Below are 20,669 nucleotides of genomic sequence, written 5' to 3'. Positions count from 1 at the left end.
TCAGTAGCCGCCGCTGTCGCCGGTGTTGCCGAAGGCCACGAGTGCCAGCCAGCCGCAGCAGGCCAGCACGGTGAGCCCGGTGAAGACGTACCCGAGGATCAGCCCCCAGGTGGCGAGTTGGTCGCCTTCCTCGCCGCTGGTGCGGATCTGCCGCTTCGCCAGGTGGCCGAGCACGGCGCCGGCCGGCGGAAACACGAAGGCGAAGACGAGCGACAGGATCGCCAGCACGTTCGTGGGCCGACCCGGCCCGGACGGCGGCGGGCCGTACTGGGCGTAGGGGCCCTGCGGGGGGTACGGCGGCTGCTGACTCCAGTGCCCCGACTGGTGCGGTCCCTGCTGCCCGTACGGCGATGGTTCGTCCGCGGGCGGCCCGTACGGTGAGCGTTCCGCGGGTAGCTCGAACGCTTGCTGCTCGGGCTGTGGCGCGTACGGCGGCTGGCCGGGCGGCGGCGGCGCGTACGGCGACTGGTCCCGGGGTGGCTCGTAGGGTGACGGCGGTTGCTCGTCTGCTGGTGGTCCCGACGGCGGCGGGTGGCTCACGCGCTGTCCTCCTCCTGCCGGTGCCGGAAAAGTCCCTCTTGCCGGACGCTACCCGCAGCGGTGAACCTTTTCACAGCGGTTGTGTGGACTGGTCACCTTGGCCTGGTCGGCACGGGAGGCCGATACTGACCGAGCGTTCAGTTACCCACGAGTAGTGCGCGGATCCCCGGAGGCTGAGATGGCTCGACTCGCCCAGACGCCCGGCCTGACCGATGTGCAACAGTCGATCCTGGAGACCGTTCGGGACTTCGCCGACAAGGAGATCATTCCGCACGCGCAGCGGCTGGAGCACGCCGACGAGTACCCCACCGACATCCTCGACGGCATGCGCGAGATGGGGCTGTTCGGCCTCACCATCGACGAGGAGTTCGGCGGCCTGGGCGAATCACTGCTCACCTACGCGCTGGTGGTGGAGCAACTGTCCCGGGGCTGGATGTCGATCTCCGGCATCGTCAACACCCACTTCATCGTGGCGTACCTGATCTCCCAGCACGGCTCCGCCGAACAGAAGGCCCGCCTGCTGCCGAGGATGGCGACCGGCGAGGTGCGCGGCGCGTTCTCCATGTCCGAGCCGGAAACCGGCTCCGACGTCTCGGCGATCACGTCCCGGGCCGTCCGCGACGGCGACAACTACGTGCTCAACGGGCAGAAGATGTGGCTGACGAACGGGGCGTACTCCTCGGTCGTGGCCACCCTGGTGAAGACCGACACCGGCGCCGAGTCGGTGTACGGCAACATGAGCACCTTCCTGCTGGAGAAGGAGCCGGGCTTCGGCGAGACCGCCCCCGGCCTCACCATCCCCGGCAAGATCGAAAAGATGGGTTACAAGGGCGTCGAGACCACCGAGATGGTGCTCGACGGCGTGACCGTGCCCGACTCCGCCATCCTCGGCGGCCCGGACCAGGTGGGCCGCGGCTTCTACCAGATGATGGACGGCATCGAGGTGGGCCGCGTCAACGTGGCCGCCCGCGCCTGCGGCATCTCCATCCGCGCCTTCGAGCTGGCGGTCAGCTACGCCCAGCAGCGCAAGACGTTCGGTCAGCCGCTCGCCAAGCACCAGGCGATCGCCTTCAAGCTCGCCGAGATGGGTACGAAGATCGAGGCCGCGCACGCCCTCATGGTCAACGCCGCCCGCCTCAAGGACGCCGGCCAGCGCAACGACGTCGAGGCCGGGATGGCCAAGCTGCTCGCCTCCGAATACTGCGCCGAGGTCGTCCAGGAGGCGTTCCGCATCCACGGCGGCTACGGCTACTCCAAGGAGTACGAGATCGAGCGGCTGATGCGGGAGGCCCCGTTCCTGCTCATCGGCGAGGGCACCTCGGAGATCCAGAAGACAATCATCTCCCGCGGCCTGCTCAAGGAGTACAAGCTCTGATCCGCCGTCGCCCGGTCGGTCTGCCCGCGTCGTCGGTCAGGAGCGTGATGACTGTGAGGCATCACGATGACTCAGAGGCATCAGGCTCGTGACCGAGGCCGTCCGCGCCGACGCAGCAGGGGTCAGGCGAGGCGGGTGAGGCCGGCGGCGGCGCGTTCGACGATGAGACAGCGGTCCTCGACGTAGTCCATGCCTGCCTCCTCGGCGATCCGCCGCGCCTCGGCCGAGACGATGCCCAGTTGCAGCCAGACCGCCGGGGCGCCGATCGCCGCCGCGTCCCGGACCACCTGCACGGCGTCGGCGGCCGGCCGGAACACGTCCACCAGGTCGACCGGGTGCGGGATGTCGGCAAGCGACTTGTACGCCCGTTCCCCGAACAGTTCGTCGACAGTCGGGTTGACCGGGATGATGCGCCAGCCGTACTGCTGCATCTGCAACGGCACGCCGTGGGCGGCCTTCGACGGGTCGCGGGACGCACCCACGACGGCGATCACGGCGGAGTCGGCGAGGATCTGCGAAGCGGTACGCACCCGCCGACTGTAGCTCTGCCCCGGGCTAGAGCAGGGTGAGCTGTTCGGAGGTCGGCGGTGCGGGTGGCTCGGGCAGGCTGCGGTCGTCGCCCCGCTCGCCGCGGTGCAGCCCGTGCCGGCGGGACGCGATCCGCACCCGTGCAGTCAGCTCCCGCTGGTACGCCTGCGGGGCGTAGGCACCGGCGCGGTAGAGCTCGCGGTAGCGGGGCACGAGGTGCGGGTGCTCCCGGGCGAGCCAGTGCGCGTACCACTCCCGGGCGCCGGAACGCAGGTGCAGGGGCAGGGCGGTCACGCTGGTCGCGCCGGCTGCGGCGATCGCCGACACGGTGGCGTCGATCGACTCGTCGCTGTCGCTGAGGCCCGGCAGGATCGGGGCCATCAGCACCCCGACGGAGAAGCCGGCGTCGGTGAGGGCCCGGACCGCGTCCAGCCGCCGGCGTGGGTGCGGCGTGCCCGGCTCGACGGAACGCCAGAGCTGCTCGTCGACGAAACCCACCGAGAAGGAGATGCCCACCGTGGTGACCTCGGCGGCCTGACGCAGCAGCGGCAGGTCACGCAGGATCAGCGTGCCCTTGGTGAGGATCGAGAACGGGTTGGCGAAGTCCCGCAGGGCCGCGATGATCTGCGGCATCAGCCGGTAGCGCCCCTCGGCCCGCTGGTAGCAGTCGACGTTGGTGCCCATCGCCACGTGCGCGCCCGGCCACTTCGGCGCGGCCAACTCGCGCCGAACCAGCTCACCGGCGTTGACCTTGACGATCACCTTCCGGTCGAAGTCCGCACCGGCATCGAGATCGAGGTAAGTGTGCGTGTTTCGGGCGAAGCAGTTGTGGCTGACCACTCCGTTGGCGATGAAGTCCCCGGTGCCAGTCGTGATGTCCCAGAGCGGCAACTCCAGCCCGAGTGCCTCGATGCCGACAACCTTGAGGGCGCCCTGATGCTTCAGTGCGCCACCCTCGATCGACCGCTTCCGGGTGATGGCAGGGTCGGTCAGGTGAAAGAACCGGAGCCGGGCGGCGAGGCCCCCGGTCAACCTGATCTCCCGCACACGGTTGGGTAGGCCGCGGTCTTCTCGCACGCAGGCGAAACCGAAATGGCGCAATGCTGCCGTCGTCTGGTCGAGGATGGCGTCGTCGCTGTTGCTGATGCGCAGAATGCCTCTGCTGCAACTGCCCTCCGCGTCGAAGATGCCGGCCAGGAAGCCAAGCCGCCAGTCGTCACTGGGCTCGACCGGCCAACGAACGAGTTCGGTGATCGCCAGGATGTCCCGCTGTTTAGAGGTTCGGATTGCGGCCACTGCACGTCGCGTGGGACTGGCCGGGGTGAAATCGAAACGCTGTGTCTTGATCTCTTCGAGGGCGAGGTACCGCTCACTGCGGCTCAATGCCTCGCCATCGGCCAACGCCAGCCGGAACCGGTGCACAGTCCCGTACGAGTACGAGAACGTGCCCAGGTGCGCATCTCCACGGACCATGCCGCACAGGTATCCCCGGCGATAGTCGGGTGACTCCTTGGGCCCGGAGGCAAAACGACCGGTGCCGATCAGGCGGTTGTTGATGGTCAGGTAGGGGCGTCGGGCGTTGCCATGCATGGCGCCGGTGACGTACTTCCAGCCACGTTCAGAGAGGAACCGGTGGTCCCCGCTGGCGATGAGTGTCGTGCCGTCCTCCAGTGTGACCCGGTAGGCCGGCTTCACCGTGGACCACTTGTCGAGGACGGTGGTGGTCACGTATCGGCGGTAGGCGCCCCGTCGCTCGGTCCCGTAGATGCGGTCGCCCGGCTCCAGTTCGCTGATCGGCTTCGTGCGACCGTCCGCCATCAGGATCGGGGTGTCGGCGCCCAGGCAGTACACACACGCATGAGAACAGCCACGGTACGGGTTGATCGTCCACTCGAACGGGACGCGGGACTGCCCTGGCACGCGGTTGAGGATGGACTTGGCCTGCACCTCGTAGAAGGTCATCCCGGCGAACTCGGGAGTGTCGAAGGTGCGGGCGATGGCGCCGGGCAGCGCCAGCGGCAGGGGTGGCGTCGCTGGCGCTGCCCGCTCGGGGTCTCCCTCAACCGGGGGAGCGGTGAGGTTGTCCCAGCGCATGGGCACTATTCGAACACGCGTACGAGTGGAGTGCAAGTGACCCGCCGTACACCGGTGGTCGTTCGGGTGGCCGGAGAGGGGAGGATGGACGGCATGGAGACGTCGACCTTCGTCTACGACGGGGACTGCGCGTTCTGCACGCAGTGCGCCGAGTTCATCGCTCGCCGGATCCCCACGGGCGCGCGGGTGGTGCCCTGGCAGTTCTCCGACCTGGACGCGCTCGGCCTCACCGTGGCCGAGTGCGAGGAAGCCGTGCAGTGGGTCGGGGCGGACGGCGCACGTGCCGCCGGCCCGGACGCCATCGCGAAGCTGCTCGCCGACAGTGGCCCGGTCTGGCGGATGGCCGGGGCGGGCCTGCGGTTCCCGCCGGTCCGCGCGGCGGCCTGGCCGGTGTACCGGTGGGTGGCGCGCAACCGGCACCGCCTGCCGGGCGGCACGGCGGCCTGTTCGCTGCCCCAGGAGGCCCGCGAACGGCTCTACGGCCCGGCCGGACGCCCGACCACGGGGGCCTGATCGCCGAGCTGGGTCCGGTCCGCGCCGGCGCCGACCCGTTCCTGATCGGGCGGCGGCGATCCGGTGTCGACGTCCGCCGAGGTCGATCCGGGGATGTTCCGGCCGGCGAGCCGGCGGGCCCAGACCACCGGGCGGACCCGCTCCAGCGGCAGGAAGCTGGTCATCGCCGCCAGGTGTGGCGCGAACGAGATGGTGATGGTCGCGATGGTGACCACGTGGAACGAGTAGAAGAAACCGACCATGGCCAGCCGCCAGCGGGCCGGCAGCAGGAAGACGAGCGGGCTGAACAGTTCGAAGGCGACGATGCCGAACTGGGCGACGATCAGCAGGTACGGCACCTGGGCGATGAGGTCCGCGAGGTCGGTGCCGCGCCGGATGATCGCGCGGGCGAGCACCGAGCCGGTCAGCCAGTCCAGGCCGCCGAAGCGCAGCTTGGCCCAGGCGGCCAGGAAGTACGTGCAGATCACCGCGAGTTGGGTGACGCGCAGCGCCCACCCGCCGGCCTCGGTGCGCGTGGTGTCGCCGTGTCGGGCTCGACCGGCGGTGGGCAGGACGGCAAGTGCGACGAGCAGCCCGAACCGGTCGTGGTCGACCTTCCCGTAGCTCATCGCGATGATCATCCACTCCAGGTACAGCGCGCAGACCGCCCAGCCGAGCAGCCGGGGCGCACGCCCGGTCGCGGCGAGCAGCGTGAGCAGCAGCAGTAACCAGAAGATGACCGCCACCAGTGCCGGGGTGGGCGTCGGCAGTGGGAGGAGGCGGCCGACGAGCAGCGGCTGGTACAGGTCGCCGGGCACGCTGACCCGGGTGCGTACCCAGGGGGTGAAGATCACCAGGTCGGCGGCGACGAAGAGGTAGATCACGGTCCGGAACGCGGCGATGCGACCACGCGGCACGGCCTCGGTCAGCCAGCGGCTCATCGGGGGGCCTGCCAGCGGACCACTGTCTCGTCGGTGTGCTGCCCGGTCGGCCGGCCGGCACGGATGCCGTGCCAGCGGATGACGATGCGGATCTCGACGAGCGCGGCGGCATCCGGGTGGCGTTCGGCGTACGCGTCGGCGACCTCGGCGAGCAGCGCCGGGTCGGCGGCGTACCGGTCCTGCTGCCCCTCGATCTCGGCCCGGCGGATGCCTGTGGCGTCCTGGTCGAGGTCGACCACGGCGCCGGCGCTGTTAACCCCCTCGACCCGGGTGTCCGGGGCGGGTGCGTTCGGCGGGTTGGAGGTGGCGTACATCCGGAACGGGCCGAACGGGAAGTCGTCGTCGCTGCCCCAGAAGGTGCCGACCAGCAGCAGGGCGAGAACGAGTGCGGTCGCGCCCAGCCGGGTCACGCGCCCGCGGGTGGTCAGGGTCTCCATCAGCTCGTGACGATACGGGATGTACCGGCCGCCTCGGGTCCCTCCGATGGTCAGTTGGGCCTGCCCAGGCAGGTGATCACGGAGGGGACACGACGAAGGCCGGGCCCGCGTCGGGCCCGGCCTTCGGATGCCGTCGTGGAGACGACTCAGTGGTTGTGCTCGGCGAGCTGCTTCCGGACGTCGTCCATGTCCAGAGCCTCGACCTGCTCGATCAGGTTTTCCAGGGCGGACTCCGGAAGAGCGCCCGGCTGGGCGAAGACGATCACGCCGTCGCGGATCGCCATGATCGTCGGGATCGACCGGATGTCGAACTTGGCGCCCAGCTCCTGCTGAGCCTCGGTGTCGACCTTGCCGAAGACGATGTTCTGGTGCTTCTCCGAGGAGCGCTCGTAGACCGGGGCGAACCGCTTGCACGGACCACACCAGTCGGCCCAGAAGTCGACAAGGACGATGCCGTCGTTGCCGGTCACCTCGTCGAAGTTCGTCGAGGTCAGCTCAACGGTTGCCATTGCACTCTCCGATCACCGCGGTTTGTCTGCGTCCCGTAGAACCAGGGCTGACCGTATCGAATTCCCGGGCGCTCGGGCATGAAACGTGCTCGGCCTGCCGGAGGGTGTCGAGGGTCATCGACCCACGTCTGTTCATCTCGATCTGCGGAACGCAAATGCATGACGCACTTGCGTGACCTGCGGTAATGGGAGCGTTTCCAGGGAGATCCACCCGATCGAGCGCTACGAATCGGTAACTTGGTGCCTGACAAGGAGGTATCCGGCCTGCGGAGATCGCCGATCAACCCTCGCTTCGTCACGGAGAGTAGTGTTACAAAAAGATAAATGTGACCTCGGTCTCTGTCGGACCTACGCTGTCGTAGGGCAGAATTCTCCGCATCAGAGCGTGGGCGGCGGGTGCCGGGGAGGGCCCCGCCGCTCATTGCGTCTCCCCCCGTGTGAGTGACCGGTGTGACATTTCCGCCGGGGTCGCTCCCGGTCGGTTTCCTTAACCAGCGGTAAGGCATGCTGTCCCGAACTCCATCGCCGCCCGTCGAAGGGGACCAGGATGCAGTTCGGCCGCTACTACGAGGAGTTCGAGGTCGGCGCGGTCTACCGGCACTGGCCGGGCAAGACCGTGACCGAGTACGACGACCACCTCTTCTGCCTGCTCACCATGAACCACCACCCGCTGCACATGGACGCGCACTACGCCGCGACAGCCAGCCAGTTCAAGCGCAACGTCGTGGTCGGCAACTACATCTACTCCCTGCTGCTCGGCATGTCCGTGCCGGACGTGAGCGGGAAGGCGATCGCCAACCTCGAGGTCGAGTCGCTGCGGCACGTCGCGCCGACCTTCCACGGCGACACCATCTACGGCGAGACCACGGTGCTGGACAAGCGTGAGTCCGGCTCCAAGCCCGACCGGGGCGTGGTGTCGGTCCAGACCCGCGGCTACAACCAGGACGGCACGATGGTCTGCGTCTTCCGGCGCAAGGTCATGGTCCCCAAGCGGGAGTACGCGGCCACCGCCGTCCCCGAGGGAGTGGATCCGGAGCGGCCCAGCTTCCCCGAGCCCCGCTGAGCGGCGCGGCGGCCGCGGTCCCGGGCCACCCCCTCCCGACAACGGGTTCTGTTGCGAAGGGACGCTGTCCGGGTCGCGGGGGACATATGCTGACGCCGGAGGTTCCGATGAGCCACTCCGTCGCCGGAGAGCCGCCCTCTGCCGGCCGTCGAGCCGCACCCCTGACCACCGCTGTCTACTCCGCCGCCGAATGGGACCTGCTCGTCAGCCTGCCCGGTCGGGTTCTGGTGGCCACCGCGGCTCCCGCCCCCGGTCGCCCGGAACGGGGGGTCATGGCGGGTCTGGCCGGCCTGGATGCCGTGGCCGCGGGCCGAGCCTCCGACAGCGACCTGGTCCGTGCGGTGGTCACCGCCATCTACGCCCGTCCCGACGGCGCCTCGCCGCCCGCCGAACGGCTCACCGACCTGGTGGACCTGCTGGCCGCCTGTCGGGCGGCGAGCCGCTTCCTCAGGCGGCGCGCCGACCCCGCGGACTCGGCCGCGTACCGGCAGTGGGTGCAGTCGGTCGCGGCCCGGGTCTGCCGCGCGGTGCCCGGCCCCGGCGAACGCCGGGTGGACCAACCCGCCACCCCGGCGGACCGGCGCTTCCTGGACCGACTCGGCGCCGCGCTCGGGCTGGGCTGACCGGCGGGCCGTCGCGCCGGGCGCCGGCACGGTCCGTACCCTCTGATGACCGTGACCGACGACCAGCCTGAGGTGGGTGTGGGCCCCTGGCCGGGGGACCCACCGGAAGACCCTCGTTACGACCCGCAGTTGCTGGCGGAGGGGGACCGGCGCAACGTCGTCGACCGCTACCGCTACTGGCGGCACGAGGCGATCGTCGCCGACCTGGACCGGCACCGGCACGGCTTCCACGTCGCGATCGAGAACTGGCAGCACGACTTCAACATCGGCACTGTGGTCCGCAACGCCAACGCGTTCAACGCCGCCGGGGTGCACATCGTCGGGCGACGCCGGTGGAACCGGCGCGGCGCCATGGTGACCGATCGCTACCAGCACGTACGGCACCACGAGACGATCGAGGAGTTCGTCGCCTGGGCGGCCGATCGGCGACTGCCGGTGTTCGGCATCGACAACCTGCCCGGCTCGCTCCCGCTGGAGACCGGCACCCTGCCCCGGGAGTGTGTCCTGCTGTTCGGTCAGGAGGGGCCCGGTCTCTCCGCGCCGGCCCGCGCCGCGTGCGACGAGCTCTACTCCATTGCCCAGTACGGCTCGACGAGGTCGATCAACGCGGGCGTGGCGAGCGGTATCGCGATGCACGCTTGGATTCGTGCCCACGCCGGCGCGCCGCCGGACTGAGTCACGCCCGGGTGCCGAATCGGACGTTCCGGCTTGACGTGCCGCCGGTAGGGGGCGACGGTGGAGATGTGAGTGTCGCGGTGAGTTGTCCGAGATGCGGGGGCCCGGTACGGGCGCCGGATCTGATGCACACCGACTCGAGGTGTCTGCGGTGCGGCCCGGTGCCGCCGCTGCACGTGCCCGAGCACATCGGAGCGGAGATCGTGGCGAGCGTGGTGGAGCGGATCACCACGACCGCGGATCCGCCGGTGACGCCGTTGTGGTGCCCGTGGCCGCTGCCGGCCGGCTGGACGCTCACCGGCGTGGCGTACGCCGGGGACGAGCGGACGGGCGTGCGGGCGACAGCGGTGGCCTGTGCGGGCCCGGCGCCACTCGGCGGTGGCCCGGCGGACCTGGTCTTCGTGGCCGAGGAGCCGGGCGTCGGCCTGGGCACCCGGCTCGCCGGACTGTCCGGCCCGGACCCGGGACCGCAGTTGGCCGGCGCGCTCACCGACCCGGGGCCGGGTCACCCCGACCATGTGGGCCAGGCCAAAATCCGCGTCGGCGGGCATCCGACTCCACTGTGGTTGGTTAATTCTCCGACGGATCGGAGCGCGTACGCCGGCGAGGCTCGGGGAATGTGGCTCCATGCGATAGCCTGGCCGGCGAGTGCGGGTCATCTCCTCGCGGAAGACGTCGTGTTGCACGACCTGACCGAGTGGACTCCGCCCGAGCTCGTGTACGGCGCACCGTCTCCGTACCTACCCGGGAGGGCTTGACAACCTTTCCGGATTGACGGAGAACGGACGCAGATATTCACTGTACGACACCACACTGATACTCTGGGTGCCGCTGCGGTAATGGGACCCGGCGCCGCGCGAGAGGATGGCCCGCTATGGTCAGGAAGGTCCTCACCTGGGCTGGAGTTGCGTTCTTGATCTTCTTCGTCGCCTACCGACCAAACTCTGCGGCGGACGTGTTCAAGTCGCTCGGCGGCGGGATCATGGACATCGCCCAGGGTTTCGGCGACTTCTTCACAAGCCTCGTCGCTTAACCTCCGATGGGCAGCCCCTCCGGTCCACCCTTCGACCCGGACGACCCCGACCGGGAACGTCGCGAGCGAGACACCGAGCCGATCCCGCGGATCGGGCCCGATGACGGCCCGGACTACGGTGCCGGCCCCGGCCTGTCCGACGGTCCGTCCCTTTCGGACGACGTCGGCTACGGCGACGGGCCCGGCTATGCCGGCCAGGGTCGTTCAGGTCGAGCGTGGATCCGTGATCCGGAGGCCGGCTACCAGCAGCCGCAGATCTCCGAGGACGAGCTGGCCGGGTTGCGCGCCGACGCGACAGGCGCGACTCCTCGGCGGGTGCTGCCCCTGGAGGACGAGCCCAGCTCGCTTGTCGCCCGCTACCTCTTCCCCACCGAGCGCTACCGGGGTGAGTGGAAGCGGCACTGGATCCACCTCACCAACCCGCTCCTCATCGGTGTCGCGGCGACCTTCGTGCTCGGCTACCTCTCCGGCTTCCTCGCCGGAAACGACGTGGGCGCGCTGACCACCATCGCCGTGCTGCTCTGGTTCGCGGTGATGGGGTGGGTGGCGTGGAAGGTCGCCGACTGGTGGTATGACCGTTTCATCCTGACCAACAAGCGGGTCATGGTGGTCAACGGCATCGTCACCCGCAAGGTGGCGATGATGCCGCTGGTCCGGGTCACCGACATGAAGTACGAGCAGACGCCGACGGGTCGCGCCCTCAACTACGGCACCTTCGTGCTGGAGTCCGCCGGCCAGGAGCAGGCGCTCCGCGAGGTCAAGAATCTGCCCAACCCGAACGAGCTCTACCTGCGTGTGGTCGAGGAGATGTACGAGCCGCAGGCGGTCGAGGCGCGGCTCGGCAAGGAGGCCGACGAGGCCAAGGCCGACGACGGGGCGTGAAGGTTTCCGACCGAACATCGGAGTAAGTGCGCACCTTTCGTCATGGACCGGAACGCCTCTGACGTGGCACTCTGCCAAGACGGCTGGGGTGTGGAGGTGGGCGGTGGCGAGCAGGGACCCGTTGGAGGAGCAGTTCCGCGAGTTCGTCGCGGCCCGCTCCGCCGCGCTCCTTCGCACCGCCTATCTGCTCACCGGAGACTGGGCCACGGCCGAGGATCTGCTCCAGACCGCGCTGACCAAGACCTACCTCGCCTGGAAGCGGCTCGGGGGGATCGAGGCTGTCGAGTCGTACGCCCGACGTGTGATGGTCAACACGTCGACGAGCTGGTGGCGGCGACGTTGGCACGGTGAACGCCCCACCGAGGTGCTGCCCGAACGCGCCGGTGTCGACGAGATCGAGCAGCAACTCGACCGGGACCTGCTCTGGCGGCACCTCCGCGAGTTGCCCAACCGGCAGCGGGCGGTGCTGGTGCTGCGCTACTACGAGGACATGTCGGAGGCGCAGACCGCCGCGATGCTGAACATCTCACCGGGCACGGTGAAGAGCCAGGCGTCCCGAGCGCTGTCCACGTTGCGCCGGCGGATGGGCGCCAACGCACCGGACCTGACCACCGCCGCCGGCGCTGCCGGTCGGTCGGCCACTGCCGGCAATGCCGGTCGGTCGGCCACTGCTGGCGCTGCCGGTCGTTCGGCTACTGCCGGTGCCGCCCGGTCCGGCGGCTCGGGTGCCCCGACCGGTCCGGTCCCGGCCGCCGGTGTCGCCGCCACGCGCCAAGCCTCTCCGGCGGCCGGCCGACCCGTGCCCCGCCCGGCCGTCCCCCGCCCGGCCGCGCCGCGGCCGATCGGCCCGCAGGTCGTGCTCCCCTCCGCCCCGGCGGCCGTGCCCGTCGGCACGGGCCCCGGAGAGCAGCAGTGAGCGCATTCCCTGGTGAGCCCGACAACCTGACGGACGGCCCGCCGCGTTCTTACCAGGTGCCGCCTGACGAACTGGAAGGTGCGGTGCGGGAGACCCTCTCGCACCAGGTCGCCGTTGCCCGTCCACTGGGCGTCGACCCGGCGGGCCAGGCCATCCGCCGCGCGAACCGGATCCGGCGTCGGCGTACCGCGGCCGGTCTCGCCGTCGCGGCGGTCGCCACCGTCCTGCTCAGCGCCGGCATGGCACAGCTCGGTGCCGAGACCGGGCGCGACGGGGCACCCATCGTGGTGATCGGTGATCCGGACTTGTCCGGTCGGCCGTTCCCGACAGCCAGCGTTCCCGGCACCGATCCATCGCCCAGACCGTCGGCGGCTCTGCTCGGGAGCGAGACGCTCGTCAGCGCCGAGGGACGACGGCTGGTGCTGCCCGACGTCGGGCCGGCCGACCGCGTCCAACTCCTGCCCGACGGCGGCGGTTGGCTGGTGGTCAGTACACAGACCACCGCGGGCCGTTCCCTCCGGGTGGTGCAGAACGACGGACTGGTGCAGGTGCTGCTTGCCGGAGCGGGCCCCATCGTCCTGGCACCGGACAGCCGTCAGGTCGCCTGGCGGGACGGCGGCGACCTGCTGATGGCGGGGGTGGTCGGCGGTCAGCTCATCGGTGCGGCGCGTACCGCCGCGCCCGCGGGCGCGGTGCCGGTCGGGTTCGTCGGCGACAGCGTGCTGGTCCGACCCGACCCGGCGGACGCCGGCCACATCCTGTGGCGGCCCGGCGCGGGACCGTTGACCGAGGCCGTCGACCGGAAGACCGTCAACTTCTACGGAGGGCTGCCCGACGGGCGGCTCGTCGGGCAGATCTCCACCGATCCGGGCCGGACCTGCCTGGCCGTGCTCGACCCGAACCGTCACCTGACCCCGGTCGAGACCGGTTGCGGGCCGGACCTCAGCCAGGACGGAGTCGGCGGGATCTCCACCGACGGGCGGTGGCTGCTGGTGAACGGGCGGATCGGCAAGGCCAGTCAGGCACTGCTTGTCGACCTGCGGCAGCTCGGGTCGAACCCGGCTGCCGTCTCGGCCGGGCCGCCGATGACCGGCGCGGTCATCTGGACCGACGGGTCCCACGCCGCCTACCTCGACGCCGCCGGCAAGCTGGTCCGGGTCGACGTCGGCCGGGTGCGGGGAGGACAACCCGCCAGCCCCACCGCGGTGCCCGACGTGCCGGCCGGGGACCGGCCGGTCCTGGTGGCCCCCTTCTGACCCACGCGGTCGAGGTGACCTCCGTGAGTCGGGCTCGGTTGTTCCTCGGTAGCGTCGGACGGTGACCTCGCGTACCGGCTCCGCCCCGCGCATCGACCTGCACACCCACTCGACGGCCAGCGACGGCACGCTGCCCCCGGCCGAGCTGGTTCGCGCTGCCGCCGAGGCGGAGCTGGACGTGCTGGCGATCACCGACCACGACACCACCGCCGGCTGGGCGCCGGCCGTGGAGGCGCTGCCGCCGGGACTGCGCCTGATCCGGGGGGCGGAGCTGTCCTGTCGATGGTCCGGAACCCGGCCGGCGGTGCCGCTGCACCTGCTCGCGTACCTGTTCGACCCGGACCACCCGGAACTGGTGGCCGAGCTGGGCCGGGTGCGGGCCGCCCGGGAAGAGCGCGGCGAACGGATCGTCGGGCTGCTGCGCGCCGACGGCATCGACGTGAGCTGGCCGGACATCCTGGCCGGTGCCGGCGGCGGCACCGTGGGCCGCCCGCACATCGCGCAGGCGCTGATCCGGGCCGGCCTGGTCGGCAGCACCCGGGAGGCGTTCGGCCCGGACTGGCTGGGCGAACGCTACCGGCTGCCCAAGGACGACATCGACGTGTTCCGGGCGATCCACCTGGTCCGGTCGGCCGGCGGCGTGCCGGTCTTCGCCCATCCCCGGGCCACCCGGCGCGGTCGGGTGGTGCCCGACGAACTGATCGCCGAACTGGCCGTGGCGGGGCTGGCCGGGCTCGAGGCCGACCACGAGGACCACAGCCCCGCCGAGCGGGAGCACGTGCGGGCGCTCGCCGCCGAGTTGGGCCTGTTCGTCACCGGCTCGTCGGATTTCCACGGCACCCACAAGACCGTCCAACTCGGTGCCTTCTCCACGAGCGCCGATGCGTACGAGCGGATCGTCGCCGCCGGGGTGACCGAGGTCGCTTCGGGGTGATCCGGGTATTTCGTCCACTGCGCCGCGGCTAGGTTGATCACGTGGATCTGAAGCTGTTCGGCGAGGTCTTCGTGACCCTGCTGGTGATCACCGACCCGCCGGGCATGATGCCGATCTTCCTGGCGTTGACCGGCCCGCTGCCCGCCCGCGACCGTAACCGGGCCGCCTGGCAGGCCGTCACGCTGGCGTTGGGCGTGATCGTGGTCTTCGCGGTGGCGGGGCAGACCCTGCTCGACTACCTGCACGTCGACCTACCGGCATTGCAGGCGGCCGGTGGGCTGCTGCTCGTGCTCGTCGCCCTGGAACTGCTCACCGGGAAGACCGACGGCCCGAGCTCGGACGCCACCTCGAACATCGCCCTGGTGCCACTGGGCACCCCGCTGCTGGCCGGGCCGGGCGCCATCGTGGCGACCATGCTCTTCGTCCAGCAGGCCGACGGGTGGGCCGACTTCACCGCCATCGCCGTGGCCATCCTCGCCGTGATGCTCGCGGTGTGGATCGTCCTGCGCTTCTCCGGCGGCATCGTGAAGATCCTCCGGCCGGGCGGGATCGAGGTGCTGACCAGGATCGCCGGCCTGCTGCTGGCCGCGATCGCCGTCCAGCTCATCGCCGACGCGGTGTTCGCCTTCGTCACGCAGTACGTGAACATGACCTGACCGGCGTACGCGCGGTGTCGGGGGTGGGTGGCAGGATCGCAGGGGTGCGACGATCCTCCTCAGCGGGACGGCCGGCGGCCGGTGGCCGGGCTCCCCGACAGCGCGCCGGCGATGCCGAGCAGCTTGGCTTCGAGGGCATGCCGGAACGCCTGTTCGTCTGCACACCGAGCAAGCTCGGCGCGTACGCGGACTGCCCTCGCCGCTACCGCTACTCCTACGTCGACCGGCCCGCCCCGCCCAAGGGTCCGCCGTGGGCACACAACTCGCTCGGTGCCAGCGTGCACACCGCCCTGAAGAACTGGTACGCGCTGCCCGCCGACCGGCGCCGCCCCGAAGCCCTGGCCACCCTGCTCAAGGGCACCTGGGTGCGCGAGGGTTACCGCGACGACGAGCAGGAGCGGGCCGCCTACCGGCGGGCGTTGGGCTGGTTGGAGGCGTACGTCGAGACGCTGGAGGCCGACTCCGACCCACTCGGCGTGGAGCGGGTGGTGGCGGTCAAGACCGCCGTGCTGGCGTTCAACGGCCGAGCCGACCGGATCGACTCGCGTCCCGGGCCGGACGGGCCCGAGTTGGTCATCGTCGACTACAAGACCGGTCGCACCGGGCTGGACACCGACGACGCCCGAGGCTCGCAGGCGTTGGCGCTCTACGCGTACGCGGCCGAGCGGGTGTTCCGCCGGCCATGCCGTCGGGTGGAGCTGCACCACCTGCCGACCGGCACGGTCGCCGGCCACGACCACACTGTCGAATCGCTGGCCCGGCAGTTGACCCGCGCGGAGGAGACGGCCCGCGACATCATGGCCGCCGAACGGGCGGTCACGGACGGTGCCGACGCGGACGAGGCGTTCCCGGTGGCACCCGGCCCGCGCTGCGGTTGGTGTGACTTCCGGCGGCACTGCCCGACCGGAGCGCAGGTGCCGGGCAAGGAGCCGTGGGCGGCCATGGACCGGCACACCGACGGCTGACCTCCGGCGGCGGCCCGGGTCAGCCGACCAGCGGGGTCGCCGCGTGACGGGCGGCCCGCTCCTTGGCGGCCTGGATCAACGGCCCCTCCAGATAGCGACGGGGCACGGCGGCGAACGCGAGCCGCAGCGCGCGCACGCTCAGGTCCGCCGACACCGCTGTGGTGGGCAGACCGAGCCCGCCGTACATCCGGTGTGCCCAGGCCGGCAGCAGTGCGAAGGCGGTGCCGGCGAGCCCCAGGTACGCCCAGCGTGGCGGACCGAGGGTGAGCCCCAACCGGGCCGGCAGGCTGAGCTTCCACGGCAGCGGCGGGGCGGTGAGGAAGAGCGCCGTCTCGGCGGCCTCCCTGGTCATCCGCAACTGCGGCCGTACGGCGCGGTAGTAGTCAGTGACCTCGGCCGCCGAGCCCGGCACGGTGCCCGGGTCCAGGCCGACCAGGGCGGCCGAGCGGCGCTGCTCGGTGTAGTAGCCGTCCACCTCGTCGTCGGTGAGCGGCAGTCCGGCCCGCCGGGCCGTGCTGAGGAACGTCTCGACCTCCGTGACATGCACCCAGCGCAACAGGTCCGGCTCGTCGATCCGGAACTCCTCGCCGGTACGCGGGTCGGTGGCCCGCAGCCGGTCGTGCAGCCGGCGGAGCCGGGCTCCGGCCGCCTCCGCCTCGGCGGTGGTCCCGTAGACGGTTGTCGCGACGTAGGTGGCGGTGCGGACCAGACGGCCCCAGGCGTCGGTGCGGTAGTTGCTGTTCTGCGCGACCCCGGCCATCGCCAGAGGGTGCAACGCCTGGAGGTAGAGCGAGCGCAGGCCGGCGACGATCAGGATCGGCTCCTCGTGCACCTTCCACGTGACCGAACCCGGACCGAAGAGGCCGAGGTCATCGGAGTCCACCGCCCAAGAGTGCCACGCTCGGGCCGACCCCGTCGGGCACGTCCCGGCGGTGCCGCCGGGTCACACGTCGGCGGAGCGGCGTGCTCGGCAGCCCGGGCAGAGACCCCAGAACGTCACTTCCGCCTCGTCCACCTCGAACCCGTGCGCCACGTTCGGCTCCAGACACGGGGCGCTGCCCACCGCGCAGTCGATGTCGGCGATCTCGCCGCAGCCCCGGCAGACCACGTGATGGTGGTTGTCGCCGACACGTGCCTCGTAGCGGGCGGGACCGCCGGCCGGCTCGATCCGGCGGGACAACCCGGCCCGGGACAGCGCACCCAGCACGTCGTACACCGCCTGGGTGGAGACCGAGTCGAGGCGTTCCCGGACGCGCCGGCTGATCTCGTCGACCTCCAGGTGGCCGCCGCCGGCAAGCACGTCGAGCACCGCGAGGCGGGGCCGCGTGACACGCAGGCCCTTCGATCGCAGCAACTCCTCGGCGGTGGACATGCGCCAATGACAGCACGCCCGACAAGCGTCGACAACCGTCGCCCGGCCCGGGTGGTCACCGACACAGACCGGGAAGATCGCGTCTGCGGCCCGCGACGGTGAACCCGATCGACGTGGCGCGCGTGTGACCGGTCGAGAGCCTCGGGACGGCCGGTGGACCGTACGCTGGCCCTCCCCTGACCGCGTGATCCACCTGGAGGGTTCGATGTTCGAGGAGATCCTGGGTCTACCGGGACACGTCCTGGTGGTCCACGCGGTCGTCGTGTTCGTGCCGTTGCTGGCGGCGCTGGCCATCGCGTACGTGGGGCTGCCGCGGTGGCGGCACCGGCTGGACTGGGCCCTGGGCCTCCTGGCCGTGGTCGCGCCGGTGACCGCGTTCGTGGCCGTCAAGTCGGGTGAGGTGTTCACCGACGCGCTCGTCGCCCGGGGCTTCCAGGGGCCGATCCTCGACCAGATCTTCGAGCACTCCCGCTACGGCGACATCCTGTTCCGCATCGTGGTGCCGCTCGGGATCGCGGCCATCCTGCTGCTGGTGGCGACCAGTGGGCATCCCCGGGTGCCGCGACTGCCGGCGCTCGTCACCCCGGTGCTGGCGGTGGCGGTCGTGGCGCTGTCCATCGCTGCCCTGGTCTACGTCTACCTGACCGGCCACAGCGGCGCCGAGGCCGTGTGGGGCACCACCCTCTGACCCGCTCGGCTCGTCGTTCAGAAGATGATTCGTGAACAGAGCAGGCAGACCACGACCACCAGCACCACGCCGGCCGCCACACCGAAGCCGTAGGTGACCCGCTGCGAGCGCTGCTCAGCCACGTCCAGCTCGGCCATGTCCTGCGGCGGCAGCCGTCGTGGGGGTGCCGGCTGCAGATGCACGGGGGGACGCCACCCGGTCGGCGGCGGCACGCTCGGCGGCGGGCCGGCATAGCCGCTCGCCGGGTTGTTCGTGGACGTGGCGGGAGGCTGGCCCGCCACCGATTCGGCACCGGCGCCGGGCCGTCGCCAGTAGTCGTCGGGGGTGCTGCCACCGCTGGGGGTCGTCACGCCGTCCGACGCTACCAACGCGGCCGGCGGCCCGTCCGCTTCTGCACGACGCGCCACCGTCGACTGCCCGTCCGCGGCCCGCCGGCGAGCGGTCCGCTGCCCGTCCGCGGCCCGTCCGCTGCGCTAGTCTTGCCGCTCGTGAGCACCATGGACCCCGGCACCCAGGCCGCGCCCGACGACGACCGCACCGTCGACCTGAGCGAAGACTTCGTGGTGTTGCCCGAGCAGACCTCCGACGACACCGACCAGGGCTGGGGCGAGCGGGCCAGCGGCAACGACGACTGGCTGCTCGCCGAACGTCCTCCGCACTGGGAGTGACGCCGAGCGCCAGCTCCCGTGGCGGTTCAGTCGCGGACGACAACGGCGAAGCGGGTGCCCTCCGGGAGGCCGACGGTGCGTTGCGCCTGGTCCGGGCGGAGCGCCAGGTAGAGCGCCGAGGACCCGTCGGGCGTGGCGGCGCCCAGCACGCCGAGCACCAGCGCCGCGGGAGCGAGTAACGCCCGTTCCGCGCCCGCCCCGCCCGGTGCCGCCGCGAGCAGGTCGACCCGGGCTCCTGGGCGGACCACCGCCGGGGCGGCCGGCTCGGCCAGCCGGACCGGCACCCCGACCGCGCCGCTCGGCACCGGCAACGGGCTCACCGTGCCGGTCCCGGTGCCGTGGGTGATGGGAGTGCCGTCGGCGGCCTGTCCGGACGTGGCAGTCGCTCCCGCCGGCCCCGGGGAGGGCGCGGTGGGCGGCGGGCAGCCGGTCGGGGTGTGCAGGACGGCGGCGGCCAGGCCGAGGAGGGCGGCGACCAGACCGGCCCGGAGCAGGGTGGGCCCGCCGGGCAGGGTGGGTCGGCGCAGCGGACGTAACGCCCGCGCGGAGTCTGGATCGCCCATCGCCTCTGTCGCCTCCCGCCCGGGGATGTCGCAGTGACAACCCCGTGGGCGGCAGACTAGGCAACTCAAGCCCTGGTCAGCCGGCCGTTCGTCGGTGCCTGTGGACAACCGGACGGCCTGTGGACAACGCCCGCCTGCCGGCTCGGTCTGCTAGGCGGACGGATGTGCCGAGCCCCGCAGCCCGCTGATCGACCCGGGGTCACGGAAGCCGGGGTATCCGGTCCGCATGGACGGGCCGATTTCCGTGAACCCGAGTGGATCAAGGTTGGGTCGCCGAGCGCGTCGGCGCTGGCGGATCAGGACGCGGAGCTGGCCGCCGGGGCCTTGCCGCCGCTCGACCCGCCGGACGAGGACGAGGACGACCCGGACGACGACGAACCCGACGACGAGGACGAACCCGACGAGGACGAGCTCGACGAGGACCCCGAGGACGAGGACGAACCCGACGATCCGGAGTCGCCACCCGAGGACGACGACTCGGACTTGCCGGGCTTGCTGGTCGTGCCGCCGGCCGTCGCTTCAGAGCCGGACGCCCGCGAGTCGGTGCGGTAAAAGCCCGAACCCTTGAAGACGATGCCGACCGAGTTGAAGACCTTGCGCAGCCGCCCCTGACACGCCGGGCACTCGGTCAGCGGCTCGTCAGAGAAGGACTGCACCGCCTCGAGCTGGTGACCGCACGTGGTGCAGGCGTACTGGTACGTGGGCACGTTCTCCTCCGGATCTGGGCTCAGCCAGTTGGCACTCGACGTATTCGAGTGCCAATGGTGCGTCATTCGCCCCGGGTTCGTCCAGCGGACGTGTGGGGCGCGACACCGTGCGGCGCACCCGGGCCGGCGTCAAGCGTACGCACCCCGTCGGCCGGGGTGACGACCGCGCGGACACGACGGTCGTGCGGTTCCGCCGGTAGCGCCTCGACCAGCTCGCCATCGTGCAGCGGCACCACCGTCAGCGTCGCCCCGGGCACCCGGGCGAGTGCCCTGTCGTACGAGCCGCCGCCGCGTCCGAGTCGCCGACCGACGCGGTCGACCGCGAGAGCCGGTACGAGCACCAGGTCCGCCTCGGCCACGGCGTCCACCCCGAGACGGGCGCCGGCCGGCTCCCGGATACCCCGACCCGCGGCGATCAAGGCTCCGGGCCCGGTATAGGCCGCCCAGTCCAGATCCAGATCGGCGAGGAGCACCGGCAGCAGCAACTCGGCGTCGGCCGGAAGTGCCGCTCGCAGCACCTCCGGCAGGTCCGCGCCGCCCGGTTCGGAGCCGACCGGCACGTACGCCGTGATCAGGCGCGGGCGCAGCCGGCGTACCAGTGTGACCAGCTCGGCCTGCACGCGCCCGGCGGCGACGGCCCGGGTGGGGCCGGTCAGCGACCGGCGGCGGGCGAGCAGCTCGACGCGTGCGTCCCGCTTCGCCAACCGGGTCACTTCCGCTTCATCAGAAAATTCCGCCACGCAACACTCCTG

27 protein-coding genes and 1 pseudogene are annotated in these 20,669 nt (G+C 71.3%); 16 read left to right on the top strand and 12 right to left on the bottom strand.

Features of this window, described 5'->3' with window-relative positions:
- Nucleotides 1–540 carry a DUF4190 domain-containing protein gene (locus AB0F61_RS10740; protein WP_357806789.1) on the bottom strand — a complete coding sequence of 180 codons (540 nt, stop codon included), beginning with the start codon at nt 538–540 and terminating at the stop codon, nt 1–3.
- Between the two features lie 178 nt (nt 541–718).
- Here AB0F61_RS10740 and AB0F61_RS10735 point away from each other — a divergent pair, with 178 nt between their 5' ends.
- Complete coding sequence (locus AB0F61_RS10735; RefSeq protein WP_357806786.1) at nt 719–1,915, top strand: acyl-CoA dehydrogenase family protein; 1,197 nt, start codon at nt 719–721, stop codon at nt 1,913–1,915.
- Between the two features lie 122 nt (nt 1,916–2,037).
- On the opposite strand, the gene AB0F61_RS10730 is transcribed toward AB0F61_RS10735, so the two are convergent.
- Both AB0F61_RS10730 and AB0F61_RS10725 read right to left on the bottom strand, forming a co-directional pair.
- Nucleotides 2,038–2,445, bottom strand: a complete 408-nt coding sequence (locus tag AB0F61_RS10730; RefSeq protein WP_357806782.1) for a CoA-binding protein — start codon at nt 2,443–2,445, stop codon at nt 2,038–2,040.
- A gap of 25 nt (nt 2,446–2,470) precedes the next feature.
- Nucleotides 2,471–4,537, bottom strand: coding sequence for an intein-containing Rv2578c family radical SAM protein (locus tag AB0F61_RS10725; protein ID WP_357806779.1), 2,067 nt, complete (start codon nt 4,535–4,537; stop codon nt 2,471–2,473).
- Between the two features lie 93 nt (nt 4,538–4,630).
- On the opposite strand from AB0F61_RS10725, the gene AB0F61_RS10720 reads away from it, so the two are divergent.
- The gene (locus AB0F61_RS10720) at nt 4,631–5,050 is read left to right on the top strand and encodes a DUF393 domain-containing protein (protein ID WP_357806776.1); all 420 of its coding nucleotides are present in this window, start codon (nt 4,631–4,633) and stop codon (nt 5,048–5,050) included.
- Here the strand turns inward: AB0F61_RS10720 and AB0F61_RS10715 are convergent.
- The 3 genes from AB0F61_RS10715 to trxA all read right to left on the bottom strand — a co-directional run bounded on the left by AB0F61_RS10715 (nt 5,014) and on the right by trxA (nt 6,916).
- Complete coding sequence (locus tag AB0F61_RS10715) at nt 5,014–5,970, bottom strand: MFS transporter permease (protein WP_357806773.1); 957 nt, start codon at nt 5,968–5,970, stop codon at nt 5,014–5,016. The two genes, AB0F61_RS10720 and AB0F61_RS10715, sit on opposite strands and share 37 nt — an antisense overlap.
- Nucleotides 5,967–6,407 (bottom strand): hypothetical protein, encoded by a 441-nt coding sequence (locus AB0F61_RS10710; protein ID WP_357806771.1) that lies wholly within the window; start codon nt 6,405–6,407, stop codon nt 5,967–5,969. Before AB0F61_RS10710 ends, AB0F61_RS10715 begins: the two co-directional genes overlap by 4 nt.
- Before the next feature lie 146 nt (nt 6,408–6,553).
- A complete protein-coding gene (gene trxA / locus AB0F61_RS10705) occupies nt 6,554–6,916 on the bottom strand; it encodes a thioredoxin (RefSeq protein ID WP_007455291.1) in 363 nt (120 codons plus the stop codon).
- Between the two features lie 547 nt (nt 6,917–7,463).
- Here trxA and AB0F61_RS10700 point away from each other — a divergent pair.
- From AB0F61_RS10700 to AB0F61_RS10650, 11 genes are all read left to right on the top strand, one after another.
- Nucleotides 7,464–7,979: a MaoC family dehydratase gene (locus AB0F61_RS10700; protein ID WP_357806767.1), complete on the top strand. Its 516-nt coding sequence runs from the start codon at nt 7,464–7,466 to the stop codon at nt 7,977–7,979.
- Between the two features lie 86 nt (nt 7,980–8,065).
- Nucleotides 8,066–8,602, top strand: a complete 537-nt coding sequence (locus tag AB0F61_RS10695; protein WP_357806764.1) for a hypothetical protein — start codon at nt 8,066–8,068, stop codon at nt 8,600–8,602.
- A 51-nt stretch (nt 8,603–8,653) separates the two neighbouring features.
- On the top strand, nt 8,654–9,277 hold the full coding sequence (locus AB0F61_RS10690) for an RNA methyltransferase (protein WP_357807132.1): 624 nt from the start codon (nt 8,654–8,656) through the stop codon (nt 9,275–9,277).
- Between the two features lie 11 nt (nt 9,278–9,288).
- Nucleotides 9,289–10,035 (top strand): DUF6758 family protein, encoded by a 747-nt coding sequence (locus AB0F61_RS10685; RefSeq protein ID WP_357806761.1) that lies wholly within the window; start codon nt 9,289–9,291, stop codon nt 10,033–10,035.
- Nucleotides 10,036–10,151: 116 nt separating this feature from the next.
- Entirely contained in the window at nt 10,152–10,310 is a 159-nt protein-coding gene (locus tag AB0F61_RS10680; protein WP_357806758.1) for a hypothetical protein, read from the top strand.
- A 6-nt stretch (nt 10,311–10,316) separates the two neighbouring features.
- A complete protein-coding gene (locus tag AB0F61_RS10675) occupies nt 10,317–11,192 on the top strand; it encodes a PH domain-containing protein (protein ID WP_357241182.1) in 876 nt (291 codons plus the stop codon).
- Between the two features lie 103 nt (nt 11,193–11,295).
- On the top strand, nt 11,296–12,108 hold the full coding sequence (locus AB0F61_RS10670; protein ID WP_357806754.1) for a SigE family RNA polymerase sigma factor: 813 nt from the start codon (nt 11,296–11,298) through the stop codon (nt 12,106–12,108).
- Nucleotides 12,105–13,364, top strand: a complete 1,260-nt coding sequence (locus tag AB0F61_RS10665; RefSeq protein ID WP_357806751.1) for a hypothetical protein — start codon at nt 12,105–12,107, stop codon at nt 13,362–13,364. Before AB0F61_RS10670 ends, AB0F61_RS10665 begins: the two co-directional genes overlap by 4 nt.
- Before the next feature lie 61 nt (nt 13,365–13,425).
- Nucleotides 13,426–14,298 (top strand): PHP domain-containing protein, encoded by an 873-nt coding sequence (locus AB0F61_RS10660; protein ID WP_357806748.1) that lies wholly within the window; start codon nt 13,426–13,428, stop codon nt 14,296–14,298.
- Nucleotides 14,299–14,339: 41 nt separating this feature from the next.
- Nucleotides 14,340–14,954 carry a MarC family protein gene (locus AB0F61_RS10655; protein ID WP_357806744.1) on the top strand — a complete coding sequence of 205 codons (615 nt, stop codon included), beginning with the start codon at nt 14,340–14,342 and terminating at the stop codon, nt 14,952–14,954.
- Between the two features lie 44 nt (nt 14,955–14,998).
- Nucleotides 14,999–15,919, top strand: a complete 921-nt coding sequence (locus AB0F61_RS10650) for a PD-(D/E)XK nuclease family protein (protein WP_357806741.1) — start codon at nt 14,999–15,001, stop codon at nt 15,917–15,919.
- A 19-nt stretch (nt 15,920–15,938) separates the two neighbouring features.
- On the opposite strand, the gene AB0F61_RS10645 is transcribed toward AB0F61_RS10650, so the two are convergent.
- Together AB0F61_RS10645 and AB0F61_RS10640 are read right to left on the bottom strand one after the other, a co-directional pair.
- Nucleotides 15,939–16,802, bottom strand: coding sequence for an oxygenase MpaB family protein (locus AB0F61_RS10645; RefSeq protein WP_357806738.1), 864 nt, complete (start codon nt 16,800–16,802; stop codon nt 15,939–15,941).
- A 60-nt stretch (nt 16,803–16,862) separates the two neighbouring features.
- Nucleotides 16,863–17,291, bottom strand: coding sequence for a Fur family transcriptional regulator (locus tag AB0F61_RS10640; protein ID WP_357806735.1), 429 nt, complete (start codon nt 17,289–17,291; stop codon nt 16,863–16,865).
- Between the two features lie 205 nt (nt 17,292–17,496).
- Between AB0F61_RS10640 and AB0F61_RS10635 the strand changes: the two genes are divergently transcribed.
- Complete coding sequence (locus AB0F61_RS10635; RefSeq protein ID WP_357807129.1) at nt 17,497–17,979, top strand: DUF2231 domain-containing protein; 483 nt, start codon at nt 17,497–17,499, stop codon at nt 17,977–17,979.
- 17 nt (nt 17,980–17,996) lie between these two features.
- Here the strand turns inward: AB0F61_RS10635 and AB0F61_RS10630 are convergent, their stop codons facing one another.
- A complete protein-coding gene (locus AB0F61_RS10630; RefSeq protein ID WP_357806732.1) occupies nt 17,997–18,329 on the bottom strand; it encodes a hypothetical protein in 333 nt (110 codons plus the stop codon).
- Nucleotides 18,330–18,467: 138 nt separating this feature from the next.
- On the opposite strand from AB0F61_RS10630, the gene AB0F61_RS10625 reads away from it, so the two are divergent.
- Nucleotides 18,468–18,647, top strand: a complete 180-nt coding sequence (locus AB0F61_RS10625; RefSeq protein ID WP_357806730.1) for a hypothetical protein — start codon at nt 18,468–18,470, stop codon at nt 18,645–18,647.
- A gap of 26 nt (nt 18,648–18,673) precedes the next feature.
- Here AB0F61_RS10625 and AB0F61_RS10620 read toward each other — a convergent pair whose 3' ends face one another.
- Nucleotides 18,674–19,210: a flagellar biosynthesis protein FlgA gene (locus tag AB0F61_RS10620; protein WP_357806727.1), complete on the bottom strand. Its 537-nt coding sequence runs from the start codon at nt 19,208–19,210 to the stop codon at nt 18,674–18,676.
- 162 nt (nt 19,211–19,372) lie between these two features.
- On the opposite strand from AB0F61_RS10620, the gene AB0F61_RS10615 reads away from it, so the two are divergent.
- Nucleotides 19,373–19,762 (top strand): hypothetical protein, encoded by a 390-nt coding sequence (locus AB0F61_RS10615; RefSeq protein WP_357807154.1) that lies wholly within the window; start codon nt 19,373–19,375, stop codon nt 19,760–19,762.
- Nucleotides 19,763–19,776: 14 nt separating this feature from the next.
- Here the strand turns inward: AB0F61_RS10615 and AB0F61_RS10610 are convergent.
- A pseudogene (locus AB0F61_RS10610) lies at nt 19,777–19,983 on the bottom strand (FmdB family zinc ribbon protein); the annotation flags it as partial.
- Nucleotides 19,980–20,657 carry a 5-formyltetrahydrofolate cyclo-ligase gene (locus AB0F61_RS10605; protein ID WP_357806725.1) on the bottom strand — a complete coding sequence of 226 codons (678 nt, stop codon included), beginning with the start codon at nt 20,655–20,657 and terminating at the stop codon, nt 19,980–19,982. The gene AB0F61_RS10605 and the pseudogene AB0F61_RS10610, both read right to left, overlap by 4 nt.
- Nucleotides 20,658–20,669: the final 12 nt, after the last annotated feature.

It is taken from the genome of Micromonospora sp. NPDC023888, from assembly GCF_040639415.1.
Classification (GTDB): domain Bacteria; phylum Actinomycetota; class Actinomycetes; order Mycobacteriales; family Micromonosporaceae; genus Micromonospora.
This window is presented reverse-complemented; position numbering and strand designations above follow the sequence as displayed.